We start from the raw sequence: 26,994 nt of genomic DNA, 5'->3' as shown, positions 1-26,994 counted from the left end.
CCAGGGCATTGCGTGCAGCCAAGGAGCGGCACTGATGTCCAGTCTGGCAGACGCAAACGTCCAGAGTGACCTGGACATCGCCCCGCTGTTGTTGCCCGCACAAGTGCTGCGCAACGACGCTCAAGCCATCAAGGCCGCCCATGAGCTGGCGCAGGTCGCCCGTGTGCAGGCCGCCAAACGTGATCGCCAGCGCAAGCTGCCGTGGTCGGAAATCGAACAGTTCACCCGCAGTGGCCTCGGCAGCATCGCGATTCCACGCGAGTACGGCGGCCCGCAGGTTTCCTTCGTCACCCTGGCCGAGGTGTTCGCGATCATTTCCGCGGCCGACCCGGCGCTGGGACAAATCCCGCAGAACCAGTTCGGCATCATCAACCTGATCCTCGGCAGCGCCACCGAGCAGCAGAAAAAGCATCTGCTGCAGAGCGTGCTCGAAGGCTGGCGCATCGGTAACGCCGGACCTGAACGCGGCACCAAGGACACCCTGGAACTGAAGGCGCGCATCACCGCCGACGGCGATGACTACGTGATCAACGGCCAGAAGTTCTATTCCACCGGCGCCCTGTTCGCCCACTGGGTGGCGGTCAAGGCGCTCAACGATGACGGCAAGCAAGTCCTGGCCTTCGTCCGTCGCGGCACGCCGGGATTGCGCATCGTCGATGACTGGTCGGGTTTCGGCCAGCGCACCACCGCCAGCGGCACGATCCTGTTGAACAACGTGCGGGTCGATGCCGGCCTCGTGGTGGACAACTGGAAGATCAACGAAAAGCCCAACACCCAGGGCGCGGTGTCGCAGCTGATTCAGGCAGCGATCGACGCCGGGATCGCCCGTGGCGCCATCGATGATGCCATCGAATTCGTCAAGACCCGCGCCCGGCCGTGGATCGACGCCAACGTCGAACGGGCCAGCGATGACCTCTACGTGATCGCCGACATCGGCAAACTGAAAATCGAACTGCACGCTGCCGAAGCGCTGTTGCGCAAGGCCGGGCAGGTGCTGGATCAGGTGCACGCCGCGCCACTGACCGCCGAATCCGCCGCCCGCGCATCGATTGCCGTAGCCGAAGCCAAAGTGCTGACCACCGAGATCTCGCTGCTGGCCAGCGAAAAACTCTTCGAACTGGCCGGCAGCCGCGCCACCCTCGCCGAATTCAACCTCGACCGTCACTGGCGCAACGCCCGGGTGCACACCCTGCACGACCCGGTGCGCTGGAAGTATCACGCGGTCGGCGCCTATCGCCTCAACGGCAAGTTGCCGGCTCGCCATTCCTGGATCTGACGACCCGAACACTTTTGACCAGATCTCTGGAGAAACACATGACTCTTTCCCATCCCGTCGCACTCATCACCAGCGACGAGCAAGCCCTGATCGTCGCCAGCGACCTGGCCGAAGATTTCCAGCGCGACAGCAACCTGCGCGACCGCGAACGCCGGCTGCCGCTGCCGGAACTCGACGTGTTTTCCCGCTCCGGCCTGTGGGGCATCAGCGTGCCCAAGGAATACGGCGGCGCCGGCGTATCCAACGTGACCCTGGCCAAAGTCATCGCCCTGATCGCCCGGGCTGACGGCTCGCTGGGGCAGATTCCACAGAACCATTTCTATGCCCTCGAAGTGCTTCGGGTGAACGGCAGCCACGAGCAGAAACAACGCTTGTACGCCGAAGTCCTCGCCGGCCAGCGCTTCGGCAATGCCCTGGCAGAACTGGGCACCAGGACCGCCCACGACCGGGTCACCCGCCTCGAACGCGACGGCAGCGGTTATCGCATCAACGGTCGCAAGTTCTATGCGACCGGTGCGATTTACGCCCAACGCATTCCAACGTCCGTGGTCGATGAAAACGGCGTGCAGCAACTGGCCTTCGTCCCGCGCGACAGCAAAGGCCTGACCGTGATCGACGACTGGAGCGGCTTCGGCCAGCGCACCACCGGCAGCGGTTCAGTGGTGTTCGAAGACGTGTATGTCGCCGCCGAAGATGTCATCCCGTTCCAGAGCGCTTTCGAGCGCCCGACCCCGGTCGGCCCGCTGGCGCAGATCCTTCACGCCGCCATCGACACCGGCATCGCCCGCGCCGCTTACGAAGATGCGCTGCACTTCGTGCGCAGCAAGACCCGGCCATGGATCGATTCAGGTAACGACAAAGCCACCGAAGACCCGCTGACCCTCAAGAGCTTCGGCCACCTGAGCATCCGCCTGCACGCCACCGAAGCCCTGCTCGAACGCGCCGGCGAATTCCTCGATGCGGCCCAGGCTGAGACCAATGCCGAGACGGTTGCAGCGGCCTCGATTGCCGTCGCCGAAGCACGGGCGATCAGCACCGAAATCTCCTTGGCCGCCGGCAGCACCCTGTTCGAACTGGCCGGCAGCCAGGCCACCCTGATCGAACACGGCCTAGACCGCCACTGGCGCAACGCCCGGGTTCACACCCTGCACGACCCGGTGCGCTGGAAATATCACGCGGTCGGCAATTACTACCTCAACGATGAAAACCCTCCGCTGCGAGGGACCATCTGATGAGCAAGAAAAAGATCCTGCTCAATGCGTTCAACATGAATTGCATCGGCCACATCAACCACGGGTTGTGGACGCATCCGCGCGACACCTCGACCCGGTACAAGACCATCGAATACTGGACCGAACTGGCGCAGTTGCTGGAGCGCGGGCTGTTCGACGGGTTGTTCATCGCCGACATCGTCGGCGTGTACGACGTCTATCAGAACTCGGTGGACGTGACCTTGAAAGAGTCGATCCAGCTGCCGGTCAACGATCCGCTGCTGTTGGTGTCGGCGATGTCCGCGGTGACCAAAAACCTCGGTTTCGGCCTGACCGCCAACCTCACCTACGAGCCGCCGTATCTGTTCGCCCGTCGCATGTCGACCCTCGATCATCTGAGCCGTGGACGGGTGGGCTGGAACATCGTCACCGGTTATCTGGACAGCGCCGCCAAGGCCATGGGCCTCAGTGAACAGGTCGAACATGATCGGCGTTACGACCAGGCCGACGAGTACCTCGAAGTGCTCTACAAACTCTGGGAAGGCAGCTGGGAAAACGGCGCGGTGCTCAACGATCCGCAGCAGCGGATCTACGCGCAGCCGGACAAGGTGCACAAGGTCGAACACAAGGGCGAGTTCTATCAGGTCGAGGGTTATCACCTGTGCGAACCGTCACCGCAGCGCACGCCGGTGCTGTTCCAGGCCGGCAGTTCGGATCGCGGTCTGCTGTTCGCCGGGCGTCATGCCGAGTGCGTGTTCATCAGCGGCCAGAACAAGCAGTCGACCAAAGTGCAGGTGGACAAGGTCCGCGCCAGCGCCGTCGAAGCGGGTCGCAATCCCGAGGACATCAAGGTGTTCATGGGCCTCAATGTGATCGTCGGCGAGACCGAGGAAGCGGCCTGGGCCAAGCATGCCGAATACTTGAGCTACGCCAGCGCCGAAGCGGGCGTGGCGCATTTTTCGGCGTCCACTGGCATCGACTTTTCCCAGTACGAAATCGACGAACCGATCCAGTACGTGAAGAGCAACGCGATCCAGTCCGCCACCAAGAACCTGCAGAACAACGACTGGACCCGCCGCAAATTGCTCGACCAGCACGCTCTGGGCGGGCGCTACATCACCGTGGTCGGCTCACCGCAGCAAGTGGCGGATGAACTGGAATCGTGGATCGCCGAAACCGGCCTCGACGGCTTCAACCTGACCCGCATCGTCACCCCGGAAAGCTATGTGGATTTCATCGATCTGGTGATTCCGGAGCTGCAACGGCGCGGCTCGTACAAGACCGCGTACGACACCGGCAGCCTGCGGGAAAAACTGTTTCACGGCGAAGCGCATTTGCCGCAGCAACACACCGGCGCCCACTACCGACACTAACCCCGGCACTGATCGTTCCCACGCTCTGCGTGGGAATGCAGCCTTGGGACGCTCTGCGTCCATTGAGGCGCGCTCCCACGCGGAGCGTGGGAACGATCAGGCTAAATTCACTGACTGGAAAACCACCATGACCAAGAAGCTCCTGTCCCACCCAGTCAAAGCACTGGCCCTGGCCTTCGGCCTGTTCAGCTCGGCGGTGTTCGCCGCAGATGCCCCGTTGAAAATCGGCACTACCGCAGCCTTCGCGATTCCGCTGGAAGCCGCCGTCGAAGAGGCCTCCAAACAGGGCCTGAAAGTCGAGCTGGTGGAGTTCACCGACTGGATCGCACCGAACGTCAGCCTCGCCGCCGGTGACATTGACGTGAACTACTTCCAGCACATCCCGTTCCTGGAAAACGCCAAGGCCGCCTCCGGTTTCGACCTGGTGCCGTTCGCGCCAGGGATCATCAACAACGTCGGCCTGTACTCGAAGAAATACAAAAGCTTCGACGAGCTGCCGGAAGGCGCCAGCGTCGCCATCGCCAACGACCCGATCAACAGCGGACGCGGGCTGCAATTGCTGGCCAAGGCCGGTCTGATCACCCTCAAACCGGGTGTTGGCTACAAGGCCACTGAAGACGATATCGTCGCCAACCCGAAGAAGATCAAGATCCTGCAAGTCGAAGCCGTGCAACTGGTGCGCGCCTACGATGACGCCGATCTGGTCCAGGGCTACCCGGCCTACATCCGTCTGGCGAAGACTTTCGACGCCGGCTCCGCGCTGCTGTTCGACGGCCTCGACCACAAGGAATACGTGATTCAGTTCGTGATCCAGCCGAAGAGCAAGACCGACCCGCGCCTGATCAAGTTCGTCGACATCTACCAGCATTCGCCGGCCGTGCGCGCCGCACTGGATAAGGCCCACGGCAAGCTGTACCAGGCCGGTTGGGAAAGCTGAGGATGACCGCGGCCATCCAACGGCGACTGGATCTTCCAGAGCCACCCGCGCTGGCACAGCGCACCGAACTGCATCCCGAACTGAACCGCGCTCACGTGCGCTTCGTCGGGCTCGGCAAGACCTACGACGGCAAACAAGGCCCGGTCGCCGCCCTGCAAGGCATCGACCTGGCGATCCAGCGCGGTGAAGTGTTCGGCATCATCGGCCGCAGCGGCGCCGGCAAGTCGTCGCTGATCCGCACCATCAACCGCCTCGAACAACCGACCTCGGGCCGGGTGCTGATTGATCAGGCGGACATCGGCGAATACGACGAGGATCGCCTCGTCGCCCTGCGCCGGCGGATCGGCATGATCTTCCAGCACTTCAACCTGATGTCGGCGAAAACGGTGTGGCAGAACGTCGAACTGCCGCTGAAAGTCGCCGGCGTCCCGAAGGAACAGCGGGAGAACAAGGTGCGCGAACTGCTGGAACTGGTGGGCCTGCAAGCCAAGCACAAGGCTTATCCGGCGCAGCTGTCCGGCGGGCAGAAACAGCGCGTCGGCATCGCCCGTGCGCTGGTGCATGACCCGGATATTCTGTTGTGTGACGAAGCCACCTCGGCCCTCGATCCGGAAACCACCCAGTCGATCCTCGGCCTGCTGCGCGAGATCAACAAACGCCTGGGCCTGACCATCGTGCTGATCACTCACGAGATGGCAGTAATCCGGGAGATCTGCGATCGCGTCGTCGTGCTCGAACACGGCCGCATCGTCGAGCAGGGCCCGGTCTGGGAGGTGTTCGGCAACCCACAGCACGAGGTCAGCCAGACCTTGCTCGCGCCGCTGCAACACGCCTTGCCCGAAGAATTGCAAAGCCGTTTGCAGGCGCAACCGTCGTCGCCCGATGCGGCCGTGGTGCTGCGCTTGCAGTTCACTGGCAGCCAACAGGACGAACCGGATCTGGCCGCGCTGTTCGCCGCGCTCGGTGGCCGGGTGAAATTGCTCCAGGGCGGCGTGGAACGGATTCAGGGCCATGCGCTCGGGCAACTGCTGCTGGCGGTCGCGGGTTCGCAGCTGAATGCCGAGCAATTGCGTGAGCGCGCCGGGCAATGGGCACAACGCACGGAGGTGCTGGGTTATGTGGTTTGATCGCTTGCTGCAGGGTTTTATCGACACGTTTCTGATGGTTGGCGTGTCGTCGCTGATCGCGTTGCTCGTCGGGATTCCGATGGCAGTGATTCTGGTCACCAGCGACAAGGGCGGCATTTACGAAGCGCCAGTGCTCAATCGCGCGCTGGGTGCGTTCGTGAACCTGTTTCGCTCGATCCCGTTTCTGATCCTGATGGTCGCGCTGATTCCGTTCACCCGGCTGATCGTCGGCACCACCTACGGTGTGTGGGCGGCAGTCGTGCCGTTGACCATCGCGGCCACGCCGTTCTTTGCACGGATCGCCGAAGTGAGCCTGCGTGAAGTCGACTACGGCCTGATAGAAGCCGCGCAAGCCATGGGCTGCCGGCGCTGGCACATCGTCTGGCATGTGCTGTTGCCCGAGGCGCTGCCGGGGATTGTCGGCGGTTTCACCATCACCCTGGTGACGATGATCAACTCCTCGGCCATGGCCGGGGCGATCGGTGCCGGCGGCCTGGGCGACATCGCCTATCGCTACGGCTATCAGCGCTTCGACAGCCAGATCATGCTGACCGTGATCGTGCTGCTGGTGGCGCTGGTGGCGCTGATTCAGCTGGGTGGCGATCGCCTGGCGCGGGGTTTGAACAAGCGCTGAGCTCTCGCACGAAAGCGGAAATGTCCGCTTTCGTGCCTTGCCGGGCCAAGGGTTCAGCTCACCAACAAACTGCTCATCAAGCGGCTGTCGGCCGTTCTCGCCAGATGCAATTGCTGCAGGCTTTTCGCAGCATAAACAATGCTGTCGGCATTGTTCGAAGCCATCTGTGTCCGCACCGTCGGATGGGCGTTGAACAGCTCAACGGCACTCTGAACATCCAGCGCATCCGAAACCCCCAAAGCCTGCGCGACTCCAGCGATGAAGCTGTCATGGTCACTCGTGAAGCCGTTCAGATACGCCACCGTCAATCCACCCTGCATGATGGCCTCGGACACACCGCGCTCGGCAATGTCGTAGGCAGGGACGGGACGATCCAGTGCTTTTCCCATCAGGACATCCAGGTAAAAGAAATCCACTGCACCGGGCCCTACGCTCTTGAATCGATTGATCCGGTTGGTGTGCATCATTTCGTGGCCCAAAACAGCCGCAAATCCCCCTGGCTCGATGAGATTCTGGCTGATGAAGAACCGGCCATGGAAGTCGAGTGTGAACATCCTGGCCCTGCGATCCGGGTCAAACTCCACGCCCACGAACTTGTCCTGCCCCCACGGTCCCTGATACTCCCTGGACAGCGCCTCGCCCCGCGACAGGCAATCGGCGAGTCGCTCCCTGACGAGTTCATAATGCTGACCGAAGTACCCCTGCAATACTTCTGTGGTCTCGACATAGTTCGCCCCGATGCAGTCCTTTGCATCGGAGAACATTCCCTGCGCCCTTCCAAGCTCCGAACGCAAAATGGCTGAATGCTGGGGGGAAAACTGTCCCAGACCGCGCGCGACAATGGTTACGGACTCGGAAACCCGTTGCTCGAACCGGTCATCGCGGCCCTCGTAGAATTTTCCCGGCGCGTCTGTCCGGGTGTTCATGACGTTACTGATGTCGGACAGAATCGAAGCGTGCACCGGCTTCCAGATCATCGTCCGACGATCGAGTACCAGCGCAGGTCCTGATGCAACCCCTTCGGACGATAAAGTGGCGCGATACTCGCCTGTTGTCGCGTCCTGCCGAATCTGCACGACTTCGCCCGGTGCGATGTCGACGAACTGGCGCCCCTTGAAGTGCCTGATGCCCTTGGCGTCGGCCGCTGGCAATTGAGCTGGAAGTGACAATCGGTAGTTGTTCAGCGATGGCAGCACCGATTGAATGGAAGCACTTTCAACAAGCGGCAGCGGACTGGTCGTGATGTGATCGGAAAATATCGGGAGCCCGGGCTGACTGTCGGCGACTGGTTGTGCAACTCGTGACACCTTCACCGCAGGCTCGTCGATCGAATGCGTCCTGCCAGGCCGCAAGCGGTTGAAGGTCGTGTCCGTCGCAGAACGAGGGGGCGGTGAGGTAACGGTGGTTTTGCGACCCGTGATCATGGGAAATCCTGTTTTTCCAAGTGAGTCCCTCCTGATTGAAAAGGGCAGACAACGCGACAGCCATCTATCGCACGGGCGCTATTTCAGCAGTCGCCCGAACACGCCGTGCGGTAAATAGTTATGACATCGACACCGACCTCATTGCGGATCCCTGGTCTCACAGGCCTCGCACGCATGGCGTATATTCCGATAAACCGATTGCCACCGCAGCCCGACCATGAAACAGAATCCTCTCGACCTTGAGCAGATCACCTCCACCACCCTCGGCCACTACAATTCGGTGGCCGAGGATTTTCGTGAAGGCACCCGCGATCACGATGTCAGCCAGAACATCGACGCCCTGTTGCGGCACATCCAGGGTGACGCGCCGTTTTCCATCCTCGATTTCGGCTGCGGGCCGGGGCGGGATTTGCAGACATTCACCCGGATGGGCCATGTCGCCGTCGGCCTCGACGGCGCGGAGAAATTCGCGCAGATGGCGCGGGATGACAGTGGCTGTGAAGTATGGTGTCAGGACTTTCTGAAGCTGGATCTGCCAGCAGAACGCTTCGACGGGATCTTCGCCAATGCGGTGCTGTTTCATGTGCCGTTGCAGGAGTTGCCCCGGGTCTTGAAGCAACTGCACGGGACATTGAAGCCGGGCGGCGTGCTGTTCAGCTCCAACCCGCGCGGGGATAACCGTGAGGGCTGGAACGGGCCGCGTTATGGCTCGTATCACGATCTGCAAGCATGGCGCGGGTTGTTGACCGCTGCCGGGTTTGTCGAGCTGGAGCATTACTACCGGCCAGCGGGGCTGCCGCGTGAGCAGCAGCCCTGGCTGGCGAGTGTCTGGCGCAAGACCTGAGACTCAGGGCCCTGTCTCAACCTGAAAGTAAGCTGGCGCTTGCTCGGGCGAGCGCACAGTGATGCTCCGTGCGGGCAATGTCTGGCCCTGTACTTCGCGCCCCTGCACATCAAAATTGGCCAGCAATTGCGTGCCGTCTTCAAAGGCTGTCTGCTGCACCAGCCGATCTTCGCTCAACCATTCGAAACCGGTGAGCGCCTGGGGCGCCAGACGTTCATGCAAAGGACGGAAAAAAGCATCCTGACGGGCAATCAGCGGTATGCGTTGCGCCAGAGTGTCGGCGCTGAGGTGATACAGCGGCGCGACGTTGTAGAGCAACTGAGCGAGTTCGTTATCTGCCCGTACATTGGTCAGTTTCAGGCTATCGAACAGCCAATGGTGGGACGTGATGACCGAGCCATGGAACACCGCCTGATACAACGGCAAACGACTGGCCGGATCAAAGTGAATACGCCGCAAAGATTCCTTGATCGGCACAGGTTTGAAGAAAACCTCTGGCTGCTCAGGCGGATACCACTTGCCTGCAAAATACCTGGACTTGGTGTTCTTGCTCATTTCGACGTCGCCCCAACCGATCACCGGGGTCTGCATCCCATGGGCGAACAGCACGCCTTGCGCGGTCGTTGCGTTGCCATCCTCCGAACCGGCAGGCAGCTTAAGCACTTCATTGATCCAGCGTGATGCTCCGATGTTGCCCTCGGCATTCTGTGCCTGGGTCATCGTTGCCCCGGGACGGTAGCTGTCGAACAGCATCCCGGTGCCATAGGCATCGAGAAACCAGCTATTGAAACCGGCGGCATCCCGAATGGCCGTCACACGTCGCTCAAGCAGTGGGCGCACGCACCGGGGATCGGTGTAATGCCCCGATTGCTGGAAGCCGCTTTTCAGCGTTCCATCGCTCTTCACGATTGCGCATTCAAGATTCGCCTTGTCCCCCAGGTGTGCGGTGGTCCAGTCAGGATTTTCACTGCGGCTCAGCGCCGTCTCATAGGAATCGTAAGGCGCGATCAGATAGCCCGCCGCCACGCCCGCCTTGATCGTCTCGGGGTGCCAGAGCCCCCCCTCCCAGCCTTCACCGAGTCCCAACCACAAACGGGACAGCCCGGCGCTTTGTAATTGCTTGATCGTATCCAGTGACAGAGTGCTGCCCCATCGCTCCGGCTCGGGAATCAATGCGTCACCGAGATCGGCTGCCACTTTCGCGCGTACTTCAGCGTAACCTTTGACGAGAGCTTGCATGTCCGGCACCGCTCGGGCCTGCCAGGTCTTGCGTGCAAGGGTATTCAGGACGTTGTTGAGACTGCGTAAAAGCACTTTTTTCTGATAGCCGTTCAACTCCCCGCCAGTGGCAAGTATCTGCAACGCCTCACGGTCCATCCCCGTTTTCAGCTCACGGGCCAGTGAGCCGCTGCCGCGCAACGTGTCGAGCAGCACGGGCCAGCTGCGCACATCCTTGGCCCCCAGCAGATCGTTGCCCCAAAGATACAGATGACTGGCGCCCGGCAGCCGCTTCGCCTGAGGCGTTTTCTCGATTTTGCTGCTCAGAGTTTCATAGCGACCGTTATCGATCAGCCATTGCCGGTAGCGTTTGGCGCCAGCCAGCGGGTCCGCCGCCCCGAGAAACAGCGTGAACGTCAATGGCGCGGACGGATCGAGCGAAGTGAAGCGATGCCGCGCGGACAGTGCCAAAGCCTTGCCCTGGGCACTGAACAACAGCCGATTGTTGAAGGGATTGGTCATCAGCCAATGCAGGCTGAAGCCATCCTGTTCAACACCCCAGAGCGGCAGACTCAGATCCTGAGTGGTATTGAATTCGCCCTGACTCAAAAGGAATGCCTGCCACACCGGATCGCCTCGCGGCACATAGTGCCCCTCGGCCAGGGGCCAGATCAGTCCCTTGCCCATCGCGCTGGCGGGCTGACGCAGAAATTCCAGTTCCGCGGGCTCGCGCGCCGTGATCGAGAAGGACAGATCACGTTGATCGAGCGCGACACTGAGGGTCCAGGCTCCGTCATCCCATTGCCAATCGATACGATCACCCCGTCTGCTCAAGTGGCTGACCTTATGCGCGGCAACGCCCGCCGAGGCCTGCACCGTCGCACCGTTTGCAGGCGTGATACGAACAGCCAGCGTTGCCGGATCGAGTTGCACGCGCCAAAGCGGGTTCTCCAATACCGTATCGGCCTGTGACGGGGACGGCAGGCTCAAACCGGCAATCAGCAATAACACGCGCAGCCAGAAGGTAACGGTAAGCATCAGACATCCCTTCTCCTGGAGGAGAAGGGACGGTAACCGAATACTCCGATGCTGTAAGTCAGACCCTTCGCAAATATGTAACAGGCGTACTCACTGTGCCGATGACGCAGCGTCCTTCTTCGGCTCGCGAATCTTGTACCAGGCCACGTACAGCGCCGGCAGGAACAGCAGCGTCAGCAGGGTCGCAATCACGATCCCACCGATCATCGCGTACGCCATCGGCCCCCAGAACACTTCCCGGGCGATCGGGATCATGCCCATGCTCGCCGCCGCGGCGGTGAGCAGGATCGGGCGCCGTCGGTGTTCGGTGGCTTCCACCACCGCATCCCATGGCGCGTAGCCTTTGCGCTCGAACTCGTCGATCTGGGTCACAAGGATCACCGAGTTGCGGATGATGATGCCGATCAGCGCCAGAATCCCGAGGATCGCCACGAAGCCCATCGGCGTACCGGTCGGCACCAGCGCCAGCACCACGCCGATCAATCCCAGCGGCGCGACACTGGCCACAAGGAACAGCTTCTGCACGCTGTGCAGCTGGATCATCAGGAACGTCGCCATCAAAAACAGCATCAACGGCAGCACTTTCGCAATCGGCCCTTGGGCCTTGCCACTCTCCTCGACCGTACCGCCGGTGGCGACCTTGTAGCCAACGGGCAGTTTTTCGGCGAACGCGTCGATGGACGGCTTCAACAGTTTCACCAGATCGGTCGGCTGAATCTCGTCACGCACCGACGCCTTGATGGTGATGGTCGGCAAGCGGTCACGGCGCCACACCAGCGGCTGCTCCAGCTCATAACGAACGGTGGCGAAGGCCAGCAAGGGGATCGACGTGCCGTTGGGCGTGACGATCTGCAGGTTCTGCAGGGTTTCCGGCGTACCGCGTTCCGAGTTCACCGCCCGACCGACCACGTTGATCAGGTAGATGTCGTCGTTGACCTGGGTCAGCGGCGCGCCACTGACGATGCTGTTCATCAGGTTCGCCACGTCTTCGGACGACAGCCCGAGCTGGCGCGCCTTGTCCTGGGCGATATCGATTCGCAGGACCTTGCCCGGCTCGTTCCAGTCGTAAATGATCTCGCCGATGTGCTCGTTCTTGTCCAGTTCAGTCGCCAGGTCGATGGCATGCTTGCGCACTTGGTCGATGTCCTTGCCGCTGATCCGGTACTGGATCGGACGCCCTACCGGTGGGCCCATTTCCAGCGCCTGCACGTAACTGCCGATGCCGACGAAGTCCTTGTGCAGCCGTTCGCGCAGGCGCTGGCTCAGGGCCTCGCGGGCTTCGAAGTCTTTGCTGACGATCACCAGTTGCGCGTAGTACGGGTTCTGCAATTGCTGGTCGAGTGGCAGGTAGAAACGGATCGCGCCCTGACCGATGTAGGTGCTCCAGCGCACGATGTCCGCGTCGCCCTTGAGCGTGGCCTCGAGCTTGTCGACGGCCTTGCGGGTCTCGTCGATCGAGGCGTTTTGCGGCAGGTTGAGGTCGACCAGAATTTCCGGTCGATCCGAGGACGGGAAGAACTGATTCTGCACAAATCGCATGCAGAACACCGCCAGCACAAACAACAGCACGGTGATGCCGATGGCCCACCAGCGATTGCGCATGCACCACAGCAAACCGCCATTGAACGCCCGACCAACGCGCCCCGGTTCGGCTTCATGGGGTTTCACGTTGGTGCTGAGAATGTGCACGCCGATCACCGGGGCGAAGAACACCGCCACGATCCAGGACACGATCATCGCCACGGCAATCACCGCGAACAGCGTGTAGGTGTACTCGCCGGCAGAACTGGCGTTGAGGCCGATGGGGACGAAACCGGCGACCGTCACCAGCGTACCGGTGAGCATCGGGAACGCGGTCGAGGTGTAGGCGAACGTCGCAGCCTCCTCCTTGCTCTCGCCCATTTCCAGGCGCGTGACCATCATTTCCACGGTGATCATCGCATCGTCCACCAACAGGCCGAGGGCAATGATCAGAGCGCCGAGGGAAATCCTCTGCATGGTGATGCCGCTGTATTCCATGAACACAAATACCATCGCCAGCACCAGCGGGATCGAGCACGCCACCACCAGCCCGGCGCGCACGCCGAGGCTGATGAAGCTGACCACCAGCACGATCACCACCGCTTCGAACAAGGCACTGGTGAAGCCGCCGACGGCTTCCTCCACCACCACGGCCTGATCGGACACCGTGTGCACACCCACGCCAACCGGCAGATCCGCGGTCAGTTCATCGATGCGCTTGTGCAGGGCCTTGCCGAATTCCTGAACGTTGCCGCCCTTCTGCATGGCAATCGCCAGCCCGATCGCCGGTTTGCCGTCGAAGCGGAATTCCGGCGTGGCCGGGTCGGTGTAACCGCGAGTGATGTCGGCGACGTCTGCCAGGCGATAGAAGCGGTCGTTGAGCTTGAGATTGACCTCGGCCAGGTCTTTCTCCGAAGCGAACTGGCCCGAAGTCCGCACGGAAATCCGCTCCGGACCCGCCTCGATCACACCGGCCGGAGTCACGGCGTTCTGCGACTGCAGGCTCTGCACCACCTGACGCTGATCGATGCCCAGCGCCGCCAGTTTGCGGGTGGAGAAGTTCAGGTAAATCACTTCGTCCTGCTGGCCGATCATTTCGATCTTGCCCAGCCCCGGGACATTGCGGATCTCGGCCCGCGCCTGTTCCACGTAATCGCGCAACTGGCGCATGGTCAGGCCGTCGGCGGTGAAGGCGTACACCGAGCCGAACACGTCACCGAACTCGTCGTTGAATCCCGGCCCCTGAATCCCTTGAGGAAACTGCCCGCGGATATCGTCGATCTTCTTGCGCACCTGGTACCAGATTTCCGGAATGTCCTTGGCGCTGGTGGTGTCGCGCAGGTACACGTACACCGTCGATTCGCCGGGGCGCGTGTAGCTTTTCACGTAGTCGAGGGAATCGAGTTCTTCGAGTTTTTTCTCGATGCGGTCGGTGACCTGCTTGAGGGTTTCTTCCTGGGTCGCGCCCGGCCATTTGGTCTGGATCACCATGGTCTTGATGGTGAACGACGGGTCTTCCTCGCGCCCCAGATTGAAGTAGGAGAACACCCCCATGAGCAATGCGACGAACATCAGATACCAGACGAAAGACTGATGCTTGAGGGCCCATTCGGAGAGATTGAAAGAGCCTTTCATTGACTGTCCTCGTCAAGTTTTACGGATTGTCCGGGTTTGAGACTGTTGACGCCGGCGCTGACCACGCGCTCGCCGTTCTTCACGCCCCCCGCGAGCACCACGCTGCTGTCGGTGCGGCTGATCACGCTGACGTCGCGCGGGTTGACGGTTTTGCTTTGGGTGTCGATGACCCAGATTCGCGGTTTGCCGTCGACCTCCTGCAATGCTGTGGCAGGCAATTCGATACGCGGCTTGATCGCCGAGCTGAGGGTGACGCTGATCGCCGTGCCGAGGCGGAAGCCGTCGGGCGTATTGGCCAGGGTCAACCGTGCGCGGCGGGTGCGCGTGGCACTCTGGGCCTGGGGTTCGATCTCGCGCAGGGTGGCCGTGGTGTTGATGCTCGGGTCGAGCTGCCCGGCCACCAGAAACACCACGTCGGACGGGATCTCATCGACCAGGGTGTCCGGCAGATCGATCACCGCTTCCTTGATGTCCGGTTGTGCCAGGGTCACCACCTGCTGGCCCGCCGTCACCACTTGTCCGGCCTCGGCGTTCCACGCGGTGACCACCGCCTTGTGGTCGGAGCGTAGCTGGGTGTAATCGAGTTGATCCTTGCTCTGGTTGACCGCCGCCCGCGCCTGATCCAGCGAGGCCTGAGTGGTCTTCAGATCCGTCATGGCAATGTCCAGTTGTGCCTGCGCGCCGACACCACGGTCGAACAGCGCTTGTTGACGGCGGGCGTTGGCCTGGGCATTGATCAGTTGTGCCTGAACCCTGGCCAGGTCGCCCTGGGCCGAACGCAACTGGTTCTGCTGATCGGTCGGATCGAGGGTGGCAAGCAGCGTGCCCTTCTGCACTTCGGTGCCGACATCGACGTTACGGCTGGCAATGCGCCCGCCGACACGAAAACCGGTGTTGCTTTCATAGCGCGCCTGAATGCTGCCGGCGAAACGCCCGAGGTTTTCCTCGCTCATCGCTTCGACCTTGACCGACAACACCGGCCGTACTGGTTCCGGCGGTGGCTCGCTTTTCGAACAGGCGGCCAGCAACACGCCAATGGATAACAGCCCCAGACGCTTCATGGCTGTGCTCCCGGTTGCAGATCCTTGTAGGTATTTTCGGCAATTTCGACCTTCATGCCCGGATGCAGCAACTGCCCACCCGCGACGATGACTTTTTCCCCGCCCTTGAGGCCCTCGCTGATGATGACCTTGCCGATCAGGTAGCGGCTGACGGTGACGTTGTGCAACTGCGCTTCGCCTTTGTCGTCGACCATCCACACGGCCGGATCGCTGACGTTCTTGGTCAGCGCCGACCATGGCAATTCAACGGCCGACTTGCCGGTGCCCTTGGCCGTGGCGCTCACCACCGAGCCCAGTTGCATCCCTTGCGGCAGGCTGTCGAGGCTGACTTTGACCTGCACCGTGCCGGACTGCGCGGACACCGCCGGGGTGATTTCGCGCACGGTGCCGGTGGTCTTGATGGCGGGGTTGTCGAGAAGGCTGACGACAATCGAACGCTCCGCCGGCCGTTCGGCCAGCAGGGATTCATAAACGTTGAACACGGCGTCGCGGTCGCCGTCACGGGCCAGGCTGAATATCGGCGCCGTGGCCTGAACCACCTGACCGACTTCGGCCTGACGCTCAGTGATGACGCCCGGCGCATCGGCGATCAGCGCGGTGTAGCTCAATTGATCCTTGGCGTTGGCCAACTGCGCCTGCGCTGCGCTCAAGGCACTCTGGCTGCTGCGCAATGCAGCCTGCGCGGAATCGTATTCGCTCTGGCTGGTGTAGCCCTTGGGCAACAGTTTCTGCTGGCGGACGAACGCGGCGGCGCTCTGTTTGACCCGAGCCTGCTCGGCCACTACCTGAGCCTGTGCGGAATCGACGTTGGTCTGCAAATCCTTCGGATCGAGCTTGGCCAGCACTTGTTTGGCCGAGACGCGGTCACCGACATCGACCATGCGCTGGATGATCTTGCCGCCGACCCGGAACGACAGTTCTGTCTGCACGCGGGCCTGGACGTCGCCGGTGAGAGTCACGGCGGCGGCGTAATTGGCGGGGTTGACCTCCTGCACGAAGACCCGGGGCAGGTATTCGGCGGGGGCCTTTTTCTCGCCGCATGCGCTCAATAAAGCGAGCAGACTCAGCATGACCGCTGTTTTCAATCCGGGACTCGCCATGCAGACTCCTTCCTGTGTACGAACGTGCAAGTGACGATACGACTGTGAGCTTAGAACAGGGTTCAACCTTCGTCCGGGCGATATATGCATTTCTGTGCAGCGAGTATCCTGACCCGGATTTCGGGGCACTCAAGAAGGATTTTCATGCTCAAGACCCTCGCGGTGGCCAATTACCGCTCGATCAATAAATTGGTGATTCCGCTGGGCCGTCTGAACCTGATCACCGGCCCCAACGGCAGCGGCAAATCCAACCTGTACCGGGCGCTGCGGTTGCTCGCGGAAACCGCTCAGGGCGGCGTGGTCAATGCGCTGGCCCGTGAGGGCGGGCTCGACTCGACGTTCTGGGCCGGGCCGGAAACCATCAGCCGGCGCATGCGCAACGGCGAGGTGCCGATCCAGTCCACCGTGCGCCAGGGCGTCAAACGCCTGCGCCTGGGCTTTGCCGGGGAAGATTTCAGCTATTCGATCGCCCTGGGCTTGCCGGAGCCGAGCCTTTCGTTCTTTTCCCTCGACCCGGAAATCAAAAAGGAATGCATCTGGGCCGGACCGCTCTATCGTCCGGCCAGCCTGCTGGTGGATCGCGACGGGCCGATGATCCGCACCCGTGAGGGTCGCAGCTGGGACGTGCTGGCCCAGCACACGCCGAACTTCGACAGCCTGTTCGATCAGGTCGGCAGCCTGCGCACCTCGCCGGAAGTGTTCCAGATGCGCGAGTTCATCCGCCGCTGGCGCTTCTACGATCACTTTCGCAGCGACGCCGACGCCCCGGTGCGCCAGCCGCAACTGGGCACGCGCACGCCGGTGCTGCATCACGATGGCCGCGATCTGGCAGCTGCGTTGCAGACCATCCGCGAGATCGGCGATCCCGAGGCGTTGCAGGCGGCGATCAGCGACGCCTTTCCCGGTGCACGGCTGAACATCGCGCCGCTGGCGGGCGGGCGCTTCTCCATCGAGTTCTTTCAGGAAGGGTTGTTGCGGCCGTTGTCGGCAGCGGAACTGTCGGATGGCACGTTGCGTTATCTGCTGCTGGTCGCCGCGCTGCTGACGCCACGCCCGCCGTCGCTGATGGTGCTGAACGAACCGGAAACCAGCCTGCATCCGGATCTGCTGCCGGCGCTGGCGCGCCTGATCATCCGGGTGTCGGAGCAGTGTCAGGTGTGGGTGGTGTCCCATGCCCGGCGATTGATTTCGGCGCTGCAGGAAGACCCGGAATGCAATTGCATCGTGCTGGAAAAGACCCTCGGCCAGACCGGGATCGTCGGGCAGAGGGTTCTGGATGAGCCTGCGTGGAATTGGCCTGATTAGCCTCACACTCTCGCTCCCACACCGTACCTGATCGTTCCCAAGCTCTGCGTGGGAATGCCTCTGGGGACGCTCCGCGTCCAGTGACGCGGAGCGTCACGGGCTGCATTCCCACGCGGAGCGTGGGAACGATCAACGATCATCTAACAGGCAATCAGCCCTGCCACTTCCCGCCTTCAACAATCACGCTCTCAGGCTTGGTGTCATCACTCAGTTCTTTACGCACATATTGGTCATACAGCTTGAGCAGGTATTTCTCTTCCCCCAGCTTGGCCAACTCCGCGTTCACCCAATCGCGCAATTCGATGTTGCCCTTCTTAACCGCCGGCGCAATCGGCGCTTCGGCACCGAGTTTTTCATCCAGCACTCGGTAGCCCGGGTTCTGCTTGGCCCAGCTGAACAGCACCAGATTGTCCTGCGCGTAGGCATCGCCACGGCCGTTGGCCAGGGCTTGCAGGGACTCGGAGTTTTTCTCGAACTTCAGCAGTTTCCAGTCCGGGTGGTTTTTGGTCAGCCAGATATCGGCGGTAGTGCCGGTGGTCACGATGGTGGTGCGGGTCGCCAGGTCATCCAGTTTTTTCACCTCGCTGCCCTGGGGCACCAGCGCCTGCACCGCGACCTTCAGGTTCGGGTTGGTGAATTCCACCGCTTCCTTGCGCTCCGGGGTCACGGTCATGTTGGCGAGGATCAGGTCGACCTTGTCACTTTGCAGGAACGGAATTCGGCTCGCCGGCTCCACGGCCACGAACTCGACCTTGTTTTCATCGCCCAGCAGATCCTTGGCGAATTGACGGCCGATATCGGTATCGAAGCCGACGTAACGCCCCGCTTCGTTGACGAAACCGAACGGCGGCTTGTCGGTGAACACGCCGACGATCAGTTTGTCGCGGGCCTTGATCTTGTCCAGGTAACCGGCCGGCGCGGTGCTTTCGCTGGCGACTTTCGGCTTGGCCGGTTCTTCGGTCTTGTTGCAGCCGGCCAGCAGCGCGAGGCTGATCAGCGGTAGTGCGAATAAGGCTTTGGCAGTTGTCATGGCAGTTCCAGTTCCTTGGTTTGAGACGTTGTGAGCGAAGTCGTTGAAGTCAGCGCTTCGACGTAGGAGAACTTCTCCAGGAACTGCTGCGCGCGTGCGGTTTGCGGGTTCGTAAAGAAAAGCTCGGGCGGGTTCTGCTCAAGGATGCGCCCGCCATCCATGAACACGATGCGATCGGCCACCGCGCGGGCGAAGGCCATTTCGTGGGTGACGATCAACAGGGTCATGCCTTCGCGGGCCAGGCCCTGAATCACTTCCAGCACTTCCTTGACCATCTCCGGATCAAGGGCGGCGGTGACTTCGTCGAAGAGCATGACCCGCGGGTTCATGCACAACGAGCGGACGATGGCGATGCGTTGCTGCTGGCCGCCGGAGAGCTGGCGCGGGAAGGCGTCGCGCTTGTCCGCCAGGCCCACGCGTTCGAGCAACGCTTCGGCTTGTTGCTGTGCTTCGCGGCGTTGGCGTTTCTGCACTTTCAGCGGGCCGAGCAGCAGGTTGTCGAGCACGCTCATGTGCGGAAACAGGTGATAACTCTGGAACACCATGCCGATCTGCTGACGCACTTCGCGCCAGTCGGTGGCCTTGTCCAGCAATTCACGGCCGGCGAACTTCAGGTGACCGCTGTGGGCGCTTTCCAGACCGTTGAGGCAGCGCAGCAAGGTGCTTTTGCCGCAGCCGCTGGGGCCGAGGATGACGATGACTTCGCCGGATTTCACTTGCAGGTCGATGCCCTTGAGCACCTGCTGTTCGCCGAAGAATTTGTTGAAACCCTGAAACTCGATCAATGCGCTCATGCTTGCGTCCAGCGCCGCTCCAGCACGCGCGAAGCGGCCGACAGCGGGTAGCAGATAAAAAAGAAAAACAGAAACAGCGCGCCGTAGATCAGCACCGATTCGTAGGTGCGTTCGATGATCTGCTGACCGACCTTGATCACATCCACCACGCCAATCAGCACCGCCAGCGAACTGGTCTTGATGATCCGCGTGTAGACGTTGATGGTCGGAGGTGTCATGCGTTTCAGCGCCTGGGGCAGCAGCACATAGCCGTAGAGCTGCGCCGCGTTCAGCCCGATCGACAGCCCCGCTTCACGCTGCCCGCGCGGCAACGAATGCAGCGCACCGCGCGCCACTTCGCCGACCTCGCTGGCGCCCCACAGCGACAGCACCAGCACCGCACACCAGAAGCTCGGCAGGCTCAGGCCGAAGAAAATCGGCAGGCCGAAAAACAGCAGGTACAACCAGACCAGCACCGGGATCGCCCGGAACAGTTCCAGATAGATCCGCAGCAGCGCGTTCAGCCACGTCACGTTGAGCGTGCGCAGCACGCCGTAGAGCACGCCGCCGACGGTGCTGATGGCGATACTGAGGAACGAGATCGACAGGGTTTGCCCGGCGCCTTTGGCCAGTTGCGGCAACGACACCCAGAGCAGTTCAAGACCCGAACTGGCCATGCTGGAGCCTCCTTTCCAGACGGCTCAACAGCAGCGACAGCGGCAGGAACAGCAGCACGCAGATCAGCGTCAGCACGGCGAGCATTTCGTAGGTTTTGTAGTAGAGCGCGATGTAGCTCTTGGTGGTGTAGAGAATTTCCGGCACCGCCACGGCCGAGACCACGGTGGTCTCCTTGAGCAGGAAAATGAAATTGGCGAACAGCGACGGCAGGCTGAGGATTCCCGCCTGCGGCAGGATCACGTAGCGCAGCAACTGGCCGTGGGACAAACCGATGGAGCGGCCCGATTCAAGCTGCGCCTGAGGCACCGCATCGACACCGGCGCGCAGCACTTCGGTGAGGTAGGCGCCGCCGAGAAACGTCATGGTGATGATCGCGGCGCTGAATCCGGAAACCTTGATCCCCAGGGCCGGCAGCGCGAAGTAGACGAAGAACAGCTGGATCAGCAGCGGTGTGTTGCGCGCCAGCTCCACATACAGGCCGACCAGCTTTTGCAGGTAAGGCGTGCGGAATACCAGAATCGTCGCATTGAGCAACGCCACCAGCAGTGAGGTGCCAATGGCGATCAAACCGACCTGCAGCGTCACGCCCACCGCTTTGAGAAACGCCGGCAGGGTGCTGAGGATAAATGCGTAATCGAAGGTCATGAAACATCCTGACGCCGCTCGGTAAGCGACGGTGGTGCAGTCCATGGACAGCGGGTAACTGTCCGGCAGGCACCGACTTTAAAGGTATAAGAAGAAGAATTTAAATACCGTTAAAGCATATTGATATCACGCAAAAAACTATCCTGCGGGTTTGCCCCGACAGAATAAGAAGGCTATTTTTCCTTTCGCTGTAGGACGGATCTTTTTTTCATGAAAGCCCTCCAAGGACGAACAGCTTTTGGCCAGACTCCCCCGGCCAAACCCATAACAAGGAAGAGAACATGGACGTAAAAGTGCCGCAGCGACCGGACCCGCAGGATTTCGTGAAATGGCTGGTGGCTTTGCGCAGGGCGCTGAAAACCAGCGCTGCGTAGCCCCCACTTCGATCGTTCCCACGTCGAGGCGTCGAACCGTCCGCGTGGGAATGCAGCCCGGGACGCTCCGCGTCCCATCAAGAGCCGAACGCAGAGCGTCCGATGAGGCATTCCCACGCAGAGCGTGGGAACGATCATCGCAAACGCACACACAAAAACGCCGATGACCATCGCTGGTCATCGGCGTTTTTTTCAACCTTGAAGGGGGTTGCTGTTGCGTCGGATCAGAACGCCGGCAGTACCGCGCCGTTGTACTTCTTCTCGATGAACGCTTTGACTTCAGGGCTGGTCAGGGCAGCGGCCAGTTTCTTGATGGCGTCGCTGTTCTTGTTGTCTTCACGGGCGACCAGGAAGTTCACGTAAGGCGAATCCGCGCCTTCGATCACCAGGGCGTCCTTGGTCGGGTTCAACTTGGCTTCCAGCGCGTAGTTGGTGTTGATCATGTCCAGGTCGACTTCTTTCAGAACACGCGGCAGCAGGGCCGACTCCAGTTCCTTGAACTTGAAGTTGTGCGGGTTCTTGGCGATGTCTTTCGGCGTGGCCAGGGCGTTCTTCGGATCTTTCAGTTCGATCAGGCCAGCCTTCTGCAGCAGGATCAGAGCGCGACCGCTGTTGCTGCCTTCGTTCGGAATGGCGATGGTAGCGCCGTCCGGCAGTTCAGCCAGGGTCTTGTACTTGCTCGAGTAGCCACCGAACGGTTCAACGTGCACGCCTTGCACGGTCACCAGGTACTTGGCCTTGTCGTCCTTGTATTTGCCGGCGTTGAAGCTGTCCAGGTAAGGCTTGGTCTGGAAGTAGTTGGCGTCCAGACGCTTCTCGCCAACCTGTACGTTCGGCTGTACGTAGTCGGTGAAGACCTTGATTTCCAGATCCACGCCTTCTTTGGCGAGGGTCGGCTTGATCAGCTCGAGGATCTCGGCGTGCGGCACCGGCGTCGCGGCCACCACCAGTTTCTCGCCGGCCTGGGCCAGGGAAGCAGTCAGAGCAGCCGCCAATGCGGTAAACAACAGAACCTTTTTCATGCAGTGTCCTTATCGAAAATCGGTCGTCATCGACGACGGCATTAATACGTGTGCCAGCGATGTGCTACTGCTGGCGTGAAGCGGACAATACCGGGATTTTTTATTCCCGGACAATAACGTTTATTCAGCTTCATATTCCATTTTGTTCATGTTGAACAAAATGGTTACAACGCCTCGCTCAGGCTCAACAGCAATTCTTTCAATGCCTTACGTTCGTCGACGGTGCCGTTGAGGCTCACGCTCGCCACCTGACGCTCGATCTGAACCTGCGGCCCAGACACCTCGGGCAGGTTCAGGTGCTCCGGCAGGATTTCGTCGCCGGTGCTCACCAGCAACGCAAAATGAATGACGTTTTCCAGCTCCCGAGTGTTGCCCGGCCAGCTGTGTTGCTCGAGCACCTGTTGCGCCGCTTCGCTGATCAAAGGCACCGGCAGATCCAGGCGCTGGCTGTAGATGCCGAGGAAGTACTCGGCCAACGACAGAATATCGCCGACCCGCGCACGCAATGCCGGCAGTTCCAGATGCCCTTCGCTGAGATAGTGATAAAGACGCTCGTGGAATTTCCCCGCCGCCACCGCTTGGGCCAGATCGATGCTGGTCGCCGCCACCAGGCGCACGTCCACCGGGCTTGGTTGATGCGCACCGACGCGGGTGACTTCGTGGTTTTCCAGAGCGGAAAGCAATTTGATCTGGATCGGCAGCGGCAGGTCGCCGATCTCGTCCAGGTACAAGGTGCCGCCGTTGGCCGAGCCGAACCAGCCGGCGCGACTGCTGGCCGATCCGCTGTAGCTGCCGGCGGCGTAGCCGAACAACTCCGCATCGGCGTAGGTCGGGCTGATCGCCCCGCAATTGACCGAGACAAACAGCCCGCTGCGATCACTGGCGCGGTGAATGTGGCGGGCGAGCAATTCCTTGCCGGTGCCGGTCTCGCCGCGAATCAACACCGAGATCGAGCGCGGTGCGAGCTGGGCCATTTCCTCGCGCAACTGGCGCGAGCGTGGATCGACAAACACCAGCGCCTTGGCGCGGATGCTCAGGGGACTTTTTTCCGCATCGGGAAAGGTCAGCAACGGCTGGCCGAAGGTTTCAAAACTCATGGCAGACTCCCGCCCCAAATCGCCGGGAGACGGGGGCGTTGAAAAAAAAAGTGGTCAGGCACGGCGCCGGGCGTGGTGTTCCATGCGGTTTTGCAGGCGATACAGATAAGCGAATCCCTGCTCCCAGCGTTGATGCCCGGACTTCACGTTGATATGGCCGGCGCCCGCGAGAATCCCCGCCTCGGCGCCCCAGTTGCGCGCCAGTTCCAGCGCACGCGGCGCACTGACGGCGGCGTCGTTGTCGGAGCTGACGACCTGGCTCGGGAAGGGCAGCAGATCGGTCGGGATCGGCGCGAAATTGCGCAGCGCCGGCACGCAGGCCGGACGCTCGACATCCGCCGGCGCAACCAGCAGCGCCCCGCGCACCTGACGCAAATGATGCAGCGGCGCGGTGGCCGCCCAGTGCGCCACGGTGATGCAGCCCAGGCTGTGCGCGATCAGAATCACCGGCGAGCTGTCGGCGGCAATCGCCTCGGCCAGCGCCGCGACCCAGTCTTCACGACGCGGCGTCAGCCAGTCGGCCTGCTCCACCCGCGCGCTGTTGGGCAGGCTGTTCTGCCAGTGGGTTTGCCAATGATCTTCTGGCGATCCTTGCCAGCCCGGCACAATCAGATAACGGATTGATTCGTTGCGCATGGGGGAGCTCTCCTGCGTCGTGTCTGTTCCTGAACGAGTATAGGGACGGGATTTATATTCGTTAAGGAATAAGAAGCTATTTATTAATATCTGAAAAGAATATCAAGCATTGGGCAAAAAAAGGGGCCGCACCCTGCCAAGGAGACGGCCCCGGAAAAACGTGAAACCCTTATCGTGCAGTGATCACCGACAGCTTGGTGATGCCCGCCCGCTCAATCGAAGCCATGGCTCGCGCCACTTCGCCGTAATTCACCCCGTCGTCCGCCTGCAATTGCACGCGCACTTCCGGGTCCTTGGCCTTGGCCGATTTGAGGTTGAATTCCAGCAGATCCGGCTGGATTTCGTCCTTGTTGATAAACAGTTTTCCCGCACCGTCGATGCTCACCACCAACGGGTCTTTCTGCTCGACCGGCGCCACTGCTTCGGTCTTCGGCAGGTTGATCGGTATTGCGTTGGTCAAAAGCGGCGCGGTGACGATGAACACCACCAGCAGCACCAGCATCACGTCCACCAGCGGCGTCACATTGATCTCGCTCAGCACCTCGTCGCTGTCTTGCGTGGAGAAGGCCATATCAGGACGCCTCCTTCACTTTTGTTGCGTTGCCCTGGGCCGCAGCCTTGTGCGCGGTCGGGTGGATCAGCACGCGGAACGAGCTTTTTTGCGCCAGGCTGTAGAAGTCGTGGGCAAAGTCGTCCAGGTCCGCCGCCGTCAGTTTCAGACGACGCAAAAAGTAGTTGTAAACCAGCACCGCCGGCACCGCGACCGCGATCCCCACACCGGTGGCGACCAGAGCTGCACCGATGGGACCGGCGACCGTTTCCAGGCTCGCCGAACCCGCCGCGCTGATGCCTTTCAACGCTTCCATGATTCCCCACACCGTACCGAACAGACCAATGAACGGCGAGGTGCTGCCAATACTCGCGACCACTGCCAGACCGGTCTCCAGCGAACGACGCTCGCGGACGATCTGCTGGCGCAAGGCACGTTCGAGGCGATCTTGATGGTTGATCGCCTGGCTCAGGTCATTGGCCTGCGGCGCCTCGCCCACTTGTATCGCCGCATAACCGGCCTGTGCCACCCGCGCTGCCGCGCCGGGCTGGGTTTCGCTCAACTCGGCGGCGGAGTCCAGACTCGACGCCGCCCAGAAGCGCTTGTGAAATTTGCGGTCCTGCGCCTTCAACCGGCCGAACTGCACAGCCTTGAGCAATGCCAGGCCCCAAGTGGCGACAGAGAAGACCACCAGCAGCCAGATCACCGCGCTTTCGATGGATTCCAGTGGAGATGCCAGTAACGTCATGATGTGTTCCCTCGTGTAAACGTTTAGCGCGAAATTGGTTTCGGTTTAATGAATCTTGAAATCGATGGGTACGCTGACCCAGCCGTCCTGGGCGACATCACCCTGCTTGGCCGGCACGAAGCTCCAGCGCTTCACGGCGTCCAGCGCCGCGTCGTCGAGTTGTTGCCGGCCACTGCTTTTCTGAATCTGGATCTCGCCCGGTTTGCCGCTGGCCAACACGTGTACCCGCAGCAACACCGTGCCTTCCCAACCGCGACGCTGGGCCAGCGACGGATATTCCGGCGCCGGGTTCTTCAGGTACGCGGCGTTGGCCGAGGCCGGCGTCACCGGAGCAGGCGCTGGTGGTGCAGGTGGCGCGGGCGCGGCGACCGGGGCGGCCGGGGCGGCCGGTTGTGGCGGCGCCGGTGGTTGCTCGACGGCTTTTGGCGCTGGTTTCGGTACGGGTTTGGCGACCGGTTTCGGTTTGGCAATCGGCTTCGGCTTCGGTGGCGGCTTGGTTGCCAATTCGTCTTCCACCGGCGGCGGAGGCTCGACCACCGGTGCCGGTGGCGGCGGCACAACTACAGGTGGTGCCGGTGGCGCCGGGCGCGAAAACTCGATGGTCATCGGCGGAATTTCCGGCGGCACGATCGGCAGCGCCGGCGTCGGATGCTGGTTGATCCAGTAGATCACCGCGCCGTGCACCACCAGCGCCAGAACGCCGAGCAGAATCGTTTCGCGGCGGCTCAGAATGCCCTTGGGCGCGCGCTGCAAACGCAGCTGCCCCAACGGCACGCGATGGGGCCGGCCGAGATCGACCAACTCGCCGCTCGGCGCCTGGCGCCACAGCACCTCCTGTGCGCTGGCGGCGGTCTGGACATTGCCCATTGATTTACTCCCTGCGGTCTCTTTGCGTTTTTTCGCGTAGCCGATTCGCCGCTTGTTGAATCCCCCACGGCGTGATCGATGGGTCAATCATTGGGCTAGACGCTTATCTCCGAAAGTAATCTTTCATGTTATGAATAGACGTTTATGGAATATATGAAACGGTCATTTCCGCCAAAGCCACGGCCTGCAAGGCTTCCAGCGATTCGCCAAAATCGACATGCTTTCCCGGCATAAAAAGTATTCATCCAAGGCATCGGGTTATCGGTGACCCGGGATTCAGTGACAACTAATTCCAAGGTGATAGTTGACAAACTTTTTAAAGGACAAACAAAAAGGCCGATGCATGTTTAATGCATCGGCCTTCGATTTGCGGAATTTCTTATTGCTTCAGAAACTCACCACCCAAGTTCACAACTTCACCATCGAAGTTCACGCGGGAGCCGGTAGCCCGGAGTTTTGCGTAGTTGTGATCAGGCGAAAACAGCGTCCAGGTCTGATACCCACTATTTCCGTTCTGAGCCAGTACCGCGATTGTAGTCGGGTTGCCGGTGCTGTTCTGGAAGTGGTAGTTCCCGTAACGGATGTCGTAATTCACGCCACCCTGGCTGAGGGTGCCGCTGAAGCTACCATTGGAATCATTACCGTCGGTGATAACCAGCTTGGCGCCAGAGTTGGCATTTACATAAGTGCCATTAATGCTCGACATAACGAGATTTCCTTTATCGTTGGATAAGTGTCTTCCGATGAGAGCAAGTTTCCTCCTGGAAACTCACGACACTCAGGATGGTTGGACATTCATTTATTGTCCACGCGACTTTTCAACGAAATTGCTATATGCACTATTCATGTCGCTCATAACTTATTTCGATT

At 61.1% G+C, this 26,994-nt stretch carries 24 protein-coding genes; 8 read left to right on the top strand and 16 right to left on the bottom strand.

Annotation, left to right across the window (positions count from 1 at the left end):
• Positions 1-34 precede the first annotated feature (34 nt).
• The 6 genes from BMZ46_RS12525 (at position 35) to BMZ46_RS12500 (ending at position 6,558) form a co-directional block, all read left to right on the top strand.
• On the top strand, positions 35-1,276 hold the full coding sequence (locus BMZ46_RS12525) for an SfnB family sulfur acquisition oxidoreductase (protein WP_039764545.1): 1,242 nt from the start codon (positions 35-37) through the stop codon (positions 1,274-1,276).
• Between the two features lie 38 nt (positions 1,277-1,314).
• Entirely contained in the window at positions 1,315-2,508 is a 1,194-nt protein-coding gene (locus BMZ46_RS12520; protein WP_074689428.1) for an SfnB family sulfur acquisition oxidoreductase, read from the top strand.
• Complete coding sequence (locus BMZ46_RS12515) at positions 2,508-3,860, top strand: LLM class flavin-dependent oxidoreductase (protein ID WP_074689426.1); 1,353 nt, start codon at positions 2,508-2,510, stop codon at positions 3,858-3,860. The genes BMZ46_RS12520 and BMZ46_RS12515 overlap by 1 nt, the downstream gene beginning before the upstream one ends.
• 127 nt (positions 3,861-3,987) lie before the next feature.
• On the top strand, positions 3,988-4,797 hold the full coding sequence (locus BMZ46_RS12510) for a MetQ/NlpA family ABC transporter substrate-binding protein (RefSeq protein WP_007952748.1): 810 nt from the start codon (positions 3,988-3,990) through the stop codon (positions 4,795-4,797).
• Between the two features lie 2 nt (positions 4,798-4,799).
• Positions 4,800-5,924: a methionine ABC transporter ATP-binding protein gene (locus tag BMZ46_RS12505; RefSeq protein WP_074689424.1), complete on the top strand. Its 1,125-nt coding sequence runs from the start codon at positions 4,800-4,802 to the stop codon at positions 5,922-5,924.
• Complete coding sequence (locus BMZ46_RS12500; RefSeq protein ID WP_074689422.1) at positions 5,914-6,558, top strand: methionine ABC transporter permease; 645 nt, start codon at positions 5,914-5,916, stop codon at positions 6,556-6,558. The genes BMZ46_RS12505 and BMZ46_RS12500 overlap by 11 nt, the downstream gene beginning before the upstream one ends.
• Before the next feature lie 53 nt (positions 6,559-6,611).
• On the opposite strand, the gene BMZ46_RS12495 is transcribed toward BMZ46_RS12500, so the two are convergent.
• Positions 6,612-7,982, bottom strand: coding sequence for a hypothetical protein (locus BMZ46_RS12495; RefSeq protein WP_081353108.1), 1,371 nt, complete (start codon positions 7,980-7,982; stop codon positions 6,612-6,614).
• A gap of 217 nt (positions 7,983-8,199) precedes the next feature.
• On the opposite strand from BMZ46_RS12495, the gene BMZ46_RS12490 reads away from it, so the two are divergent.
• Entirely contained in the window at positions 8,200-8,826 is a 627-nt protein-coding gene (locus BMZ46_RS12490) for a class I SAM-dependent methyltransferase (RefSeq protein WP_039764532.1), read from the top strand.
• Positions 8,827-8,829: 3 nt separating this feature from the next.
• Here BMZ46_RS12490 and BMZ46_RS12485 read toward each other — a convergent pair whose 3' ends face one another.
• The 4 genes from BMZ46_RS12485 to BMZ46_RS12470 all read right to left on the bottom strand — a co-directional run bounded on the left by BMZ46_RS12485 (position 8,830) and on the right by BMZ46_RS12470 (position 16,399).
• On the bottom strand, positions 8,830-11,082 hold the full coding sequence (locus BMZ46_RS12485) for a glycoside hydrolase (RefSeq protein ID WP_074689420.1): 2,253 nt from the start codon (positions 11,080-11,082) through the stop codon (positions 8,830-8,832).
• Between the two features lie 90 nt (positions 11,083-11,172).
• On the bottom strand, positions 11,173-14,238 hold the full coding sequence (locus BMZ46_RS12480) for an efflux RND transporter permease subunit (RefSeq protein ID WP_074689418.1): 3,066 nt from the start codon (positions 14,236-14,238) through the stop codon (positions 11,173-11,175).
• The gene (locus BMZ46_RS12475; RefSeq protein ID WP_074689416.1) at positions 14,235-15,299 is read right to left on the bottom strand and encodes an efflux RND transporter periplasmic adaptor subunit; all 1,065 of its coding nucleotides are present in this window, start codon (positions 15,297-15,299) and stop codon (positions 14,235-14,237) included. Before BMZ46_RS12475 ends, BMZ46_RS12480 begins: the two co-directional genes overlap by 4 nt.
• A complete protein-coding gene (locus BMZ46_RS12470; protein WP_039764525.1) occupies positions 15,296-16,399 on the bottom strand; it encodes an efflux RND transporter periplasmic adaptor subunit in 1,104 nt (367 codons plus the stop codon). Before BMZ46_RS12470 ends, BMZ46_RS12475 begins: the two co-directional genes overlap by 4 nt.
• Before the next feature lie 144 nt (positions 16,400-16,543).
• Here BMZ46_RS12470 and BMZ46_RS12465 point away from each other — a divergent pair, with 144 nt between their 5' ends.
• Entirely contained in the window at positions 16,544-17,704 is a 1,161-nt protein-coding gene (locus BMZ46_RS12465; RefSeq protein WP_039764523.1) for an AAA family ATPase, read from the top strand.
• 151 nt (positions 17,705-17,855) lie between these two features.
• Here BMZ46_RS12465 and BMZ46_RS12460 read toward each other — a convergent pair whose 3' ends face one another.
• The 11 genes from BMZ46_RS12460 to BMZ46_RS12410 form a co-directional block, all read right to left on the bottom strand.
• On the bottom strand, positions 17,856-18,734 hold the full coding sequence (locus BMZ46_RS12460; protein ID WP_074689414.1) for a transporter substrate-binding domain-containing protein: 879 nt from the start codon (positions 18,732-18,734) through the stop codon (positions 17,856-17,858).
• On the bottom strand, positions 18,731-19,528 hold the full coding sequence (locus BMZ46_RS12455; RefSeq protein WP_074689412.1) for an amino acid ABC transporter ATP-binding protein: 798 nt from the start codon (positions 19,526-19,528) through the stop codon (positions 18,731-18,733). Before BMZ46_RS12455 ends, BMZ46_RS12460 begins: the two co-directional genes overlap by 4 nt.
• On the bottom strand, positions 19,525-20,184 hold the full coding sequence (locus BMZ46_RS12450) for an amino acid ABC transporter permease (RefSeq protein WP_007952770.1): 660 nt from the start codon (positions 20,182-20,184) through the stop codon (positions 19,525-19,527). The genes BMZ46_RS12455 and BMZ46_RS12450 overlap by 4 nt, the downstream gene beginning before the upstream one ends.
• Positions 20,165-20,830, bottom strand: coding sequence for an amino acid ABC transporter permease (locus BMZ46_RS12445; RefSeq protein WP_074689410.1), 666 nt, complete (start codon positions 20,828-20,830; stop codon positions 20,165-20,167). Before BMZ46_RS12445 ends, BMZ46_RS12450 begins: the two co-directional genes overlap by 20 nt.
• A gap of 598 nt (positions 20,831-21,428) precedes the next feature.
• Positions 21,429-22,226, bottom strand: coding sequence for a MetQ/NlpA family ABC transporter substrate-binding protein (locus BMZ46_RS12440; protein ID WP_011331930.1), 798 nt, complete (start codon positions 22,224-22,226; stop codon positions 21,429-21,431).
• A 164-nt stretch (positions 22,227-22,390) separates the two neighbouring features.
• Positions 22,391-23,323, bottom strand: a complete 933-nt coding sequence (locus BMZ46_RS12435; protein ID WP_039764514.1) for a sigma 54-interacting transcriptional regulator — start codon at positions 23,321-23,323, stop codon at positions 22,391-22,393.
• 54 nt (positions 23,324-23,377) lie between these two features.
• On the bottom strand, positions 23,378-23,959 hold the full coding sequence (locus tag BMZ46_RS12430; RefSeq protein ID WP_007952774.1) for an alpha/beta hydrolase: 582 nt from the start codon (positions 23,957-23,959) through the stop codon (positions 23,378-23,380).
• 169 nt (positions 23,960-24,128) lie between these two features.
• Positions 24,129-24,530: an ExbD/TolR family protein gene (locus tag BMZ46_RS12425; RefSeq protein WP_003220570.1), complete on the bottom strand. Its 402-nt coding sequence runs from the start codon at positions 24,528-24,530 to the stop codon at positions 24,129-24,131.
• 1 nt (position 24,531) lies between these two features.
• Entirely contained in the window at positions 24,532-25,257 is a 726-nt protein-coding gene (locus tag BMZ46_RS12420; RefSeq protein ID WP_011331927.1) for a MotA/TolQ/ExbB proton channel family protein, read from the bottom strand.
• Between the two features lie 45 nt (positions 25,258-25,302).
• The gene (locus BMZ46_RS12415; RefSeq protein ID WP_039764508.1) at positions 25,303-26,124 is read right to left on the bottom strand and encodes an energy transducer TonB; all 822 of its coding nucleotides are present in this window, start codon (positions 26,122-26,124) and stop codon (positions 25,303-25,305) included.
• Positions 26,125-26,503: 379 nt separating this feature from the next.
• Positions 26,504-26,830 carry a hypothetical protein gene (locus BMZ46_RS12410; protein ID WP_039764506.1) on the bottom strand — a complete coding sequence of 109 codons (327 nt, stop codon included), beginning with the start codon at positions 26,828-26,830 and terminating at the stop codon, positions 26,504-26,506.
• Between the last annotated feature and the right edge of the window lie 164 nt (positions 26,831-26,994).

It is taken from the genome of Pseudomonas sp. NFIX49 (assembly GCF_900115915.1).
Classification (GTDB): Bacteria; Pseudomonadota; Gammaproteobacteria; order Pseudomonadales; family Pseudomonadaceae; genus Aquipseudomonas; species Aquipseudomonas pharyngis.
The sequence above is the reverse complement of the archived record's forward strand: the minus strand, read 5'-3'. Positions and strand labels throughout refer to the sequence as shown.

Excerpts from the sequence above, each read along its gene's own strand:
- BMZ46_RS12525 (WP_039764545.1), top strand. The coding sequence starts at position 35 with ATGTCCAGTCTGGCAGACGCAAACGTCCAGAGTGACCTGGACATCGCC.
- BMZ46_RS12520 (WP_074689428.1), top strand. The coding sequence starts at position 1,315 with ATGACTCTTTCCCATCCCGTCGCACTCATCACCAGCGACGAGCAAGCC.
- BMZ46_RS12515 (WP_074689426.1), top strand. The coding sequence starts at position 2,508 with ATGAGCAAGAAAAAGATCCTGCTCAATGCGTTCAACATGAATTGCATC.
- BMZ46_RS12510 (WP_007952748.1), top strand. The coding sequence starts at position 3,988 with ATGACCAAGAAGCTCCTGTCCCACCCAGTCAAAGCACTGGCCCTGGCC.
- BMZ46_RS12505 (WP_074689424.1), top strand. The coding sequence starts at position 4,800 with ATGACCGCGGCCATCCAACGGCGACTGGATCTTCCAGAGCCACCCGCG.
- BMZ46_RS12500 (WP_074689422.1), top strand. The coding sequence starts at position 5,914 with ATGTGGTTTGATCGCTTGCTGCAGGGTTTTATCGACACGTTTCTGATG.
- BMZ46_RS12495 (WP_081353108.1), bottom strand. The coding sequence starts at position 7,982 with ATGATCACGGGTCGCAAAACCACCGTTACCTCACCGCCCCCTCGTTCT.
- BMZ46_RS12490 (WP_039764532.1), top strand. The coding sequence starts at position 8,200 with ATGAAACAGAATCCTCTCGACCTTGAGCAGATCACCTCCACCACCCTC.
- BMZ46_RS12485 (WP_074689420.1), bottom strand. The coding sequence starts at position 11,082 with ATGCTTACCGTTACCTTCTGGCTGCGCGTGTTATTGCTGATTGCCGGT.
- BMZ46_RS12480 (WP_074689418.1), bottom strand. The coding sequence starts at position 14,238 with ATGAAAGGCTCTTTCAATCTCTCCGAATGGGCCCTCAAGCATCAGTCT.
- BMZ46_RS12475 (WP_074689416.1), bottom strand. The coding sequence starts at position 15,299 with ATGAAGCGTCTGGGGCTGTTATCCATTGGCGTGTTGCTGGCCGCCTGT.
- BMZ46_RS12470 (WP_039764525.1), bottom strand. The coding sequence starts at position 16,399 with ATGGCGAGTCCCGGATTGAAAACAGCGGTCATGCTGAGTCTGCTCGCT.
- BMZ46_RS12465 (WP_039764523.1), top strand. The coding sequence starts at position 16,544 with ATGCTCAAGACCCTCGCGGTGGCCAATTACCGCTCGATCAATAAATTG.
- BMZ46_RS12460 (WP_074689414.1), bottom strand. The coding sequence starts at position 18,734 with ATGACAACTGCCAAAGCCTTATTCGCACTACCGCTGATCAGCCTCGCG.
- BMZ46_RS12455 (WP_074689412.1), bottom strand. The coding sequence starts at position 19,528 with ATGAGCGCATTGATCGAGTTTCAGGGTTTCAACAAATTCTTCGGCGAA.
- BMZ46_RS12450 (WP_007952770.1), bottom strand. The coding sequence starts at position 20,184 with ATGGCCAGTTCGGGTCTTGAACTGCTCTGGGTGTCGTTGCCGCAACTG.
- BMZ46_RS12445 (WP_074689410.1), bottom strand. The coding sequence starts at position 20,830 with ATGACCTTCGATTACGCATTTATCCTCAGCACCCTGCCGGCGTTTCTC.
- BMZ46_RS12440 (WP_011331930.1), bottom strand. The coding sequence starts at position 22,226 with ATGAAAAAGGTTCTGTTGTTTACCGCATTGGCGGCTGCTCTGACTGCT.
- BMZ46_RS12435 (WP_039764514.1), bottom strand. The coding sequence starts at position 23,323 with ATGAGTTTTGAAACCTTCGGCCAGCCGTTGCTGACCTTTCCCGATGCG.
- BMZ46_RS12430 (WP_007952774.1), bottom strand. The coding sequence starts at position 23,959 with ATGCGCAACGAATCAATCCGTTATCTGATTGTGCCGGGCTGGCAAGGA.
- BMZ46_RS12425 (WP_003220570.1), bottom strand. The coding sequence starts at position 24,530 with ATGGCCTTCTCCACGCAAGACAGCGACGAGGTGCTGAGCGAGATCAAT.
- BMZ46_RS12420 (WP_011331927.1), bottom strand. The coding sequence starts at position 25,257 with ATGACGTTACTGGCATCTCCACTGGAATCCATCGAAAGCGCGGTGATC.
- BMZ46_RS12415 (WP_039764508.1), bottom strand. The coding sequence starts at position 26,124 with ATGGGCAATGTCCAGACCGCCGCCAGCGCACAGGAGGTGCTGTGGCGC.
- BMZ46_RS12410 (WP_039764506.1), bottom strand. The coding sequence starts at position 26,830 with ATGTCGAGCATTAATGGCACTTATGTAAATGCCAACTCTGGCGCCAAG.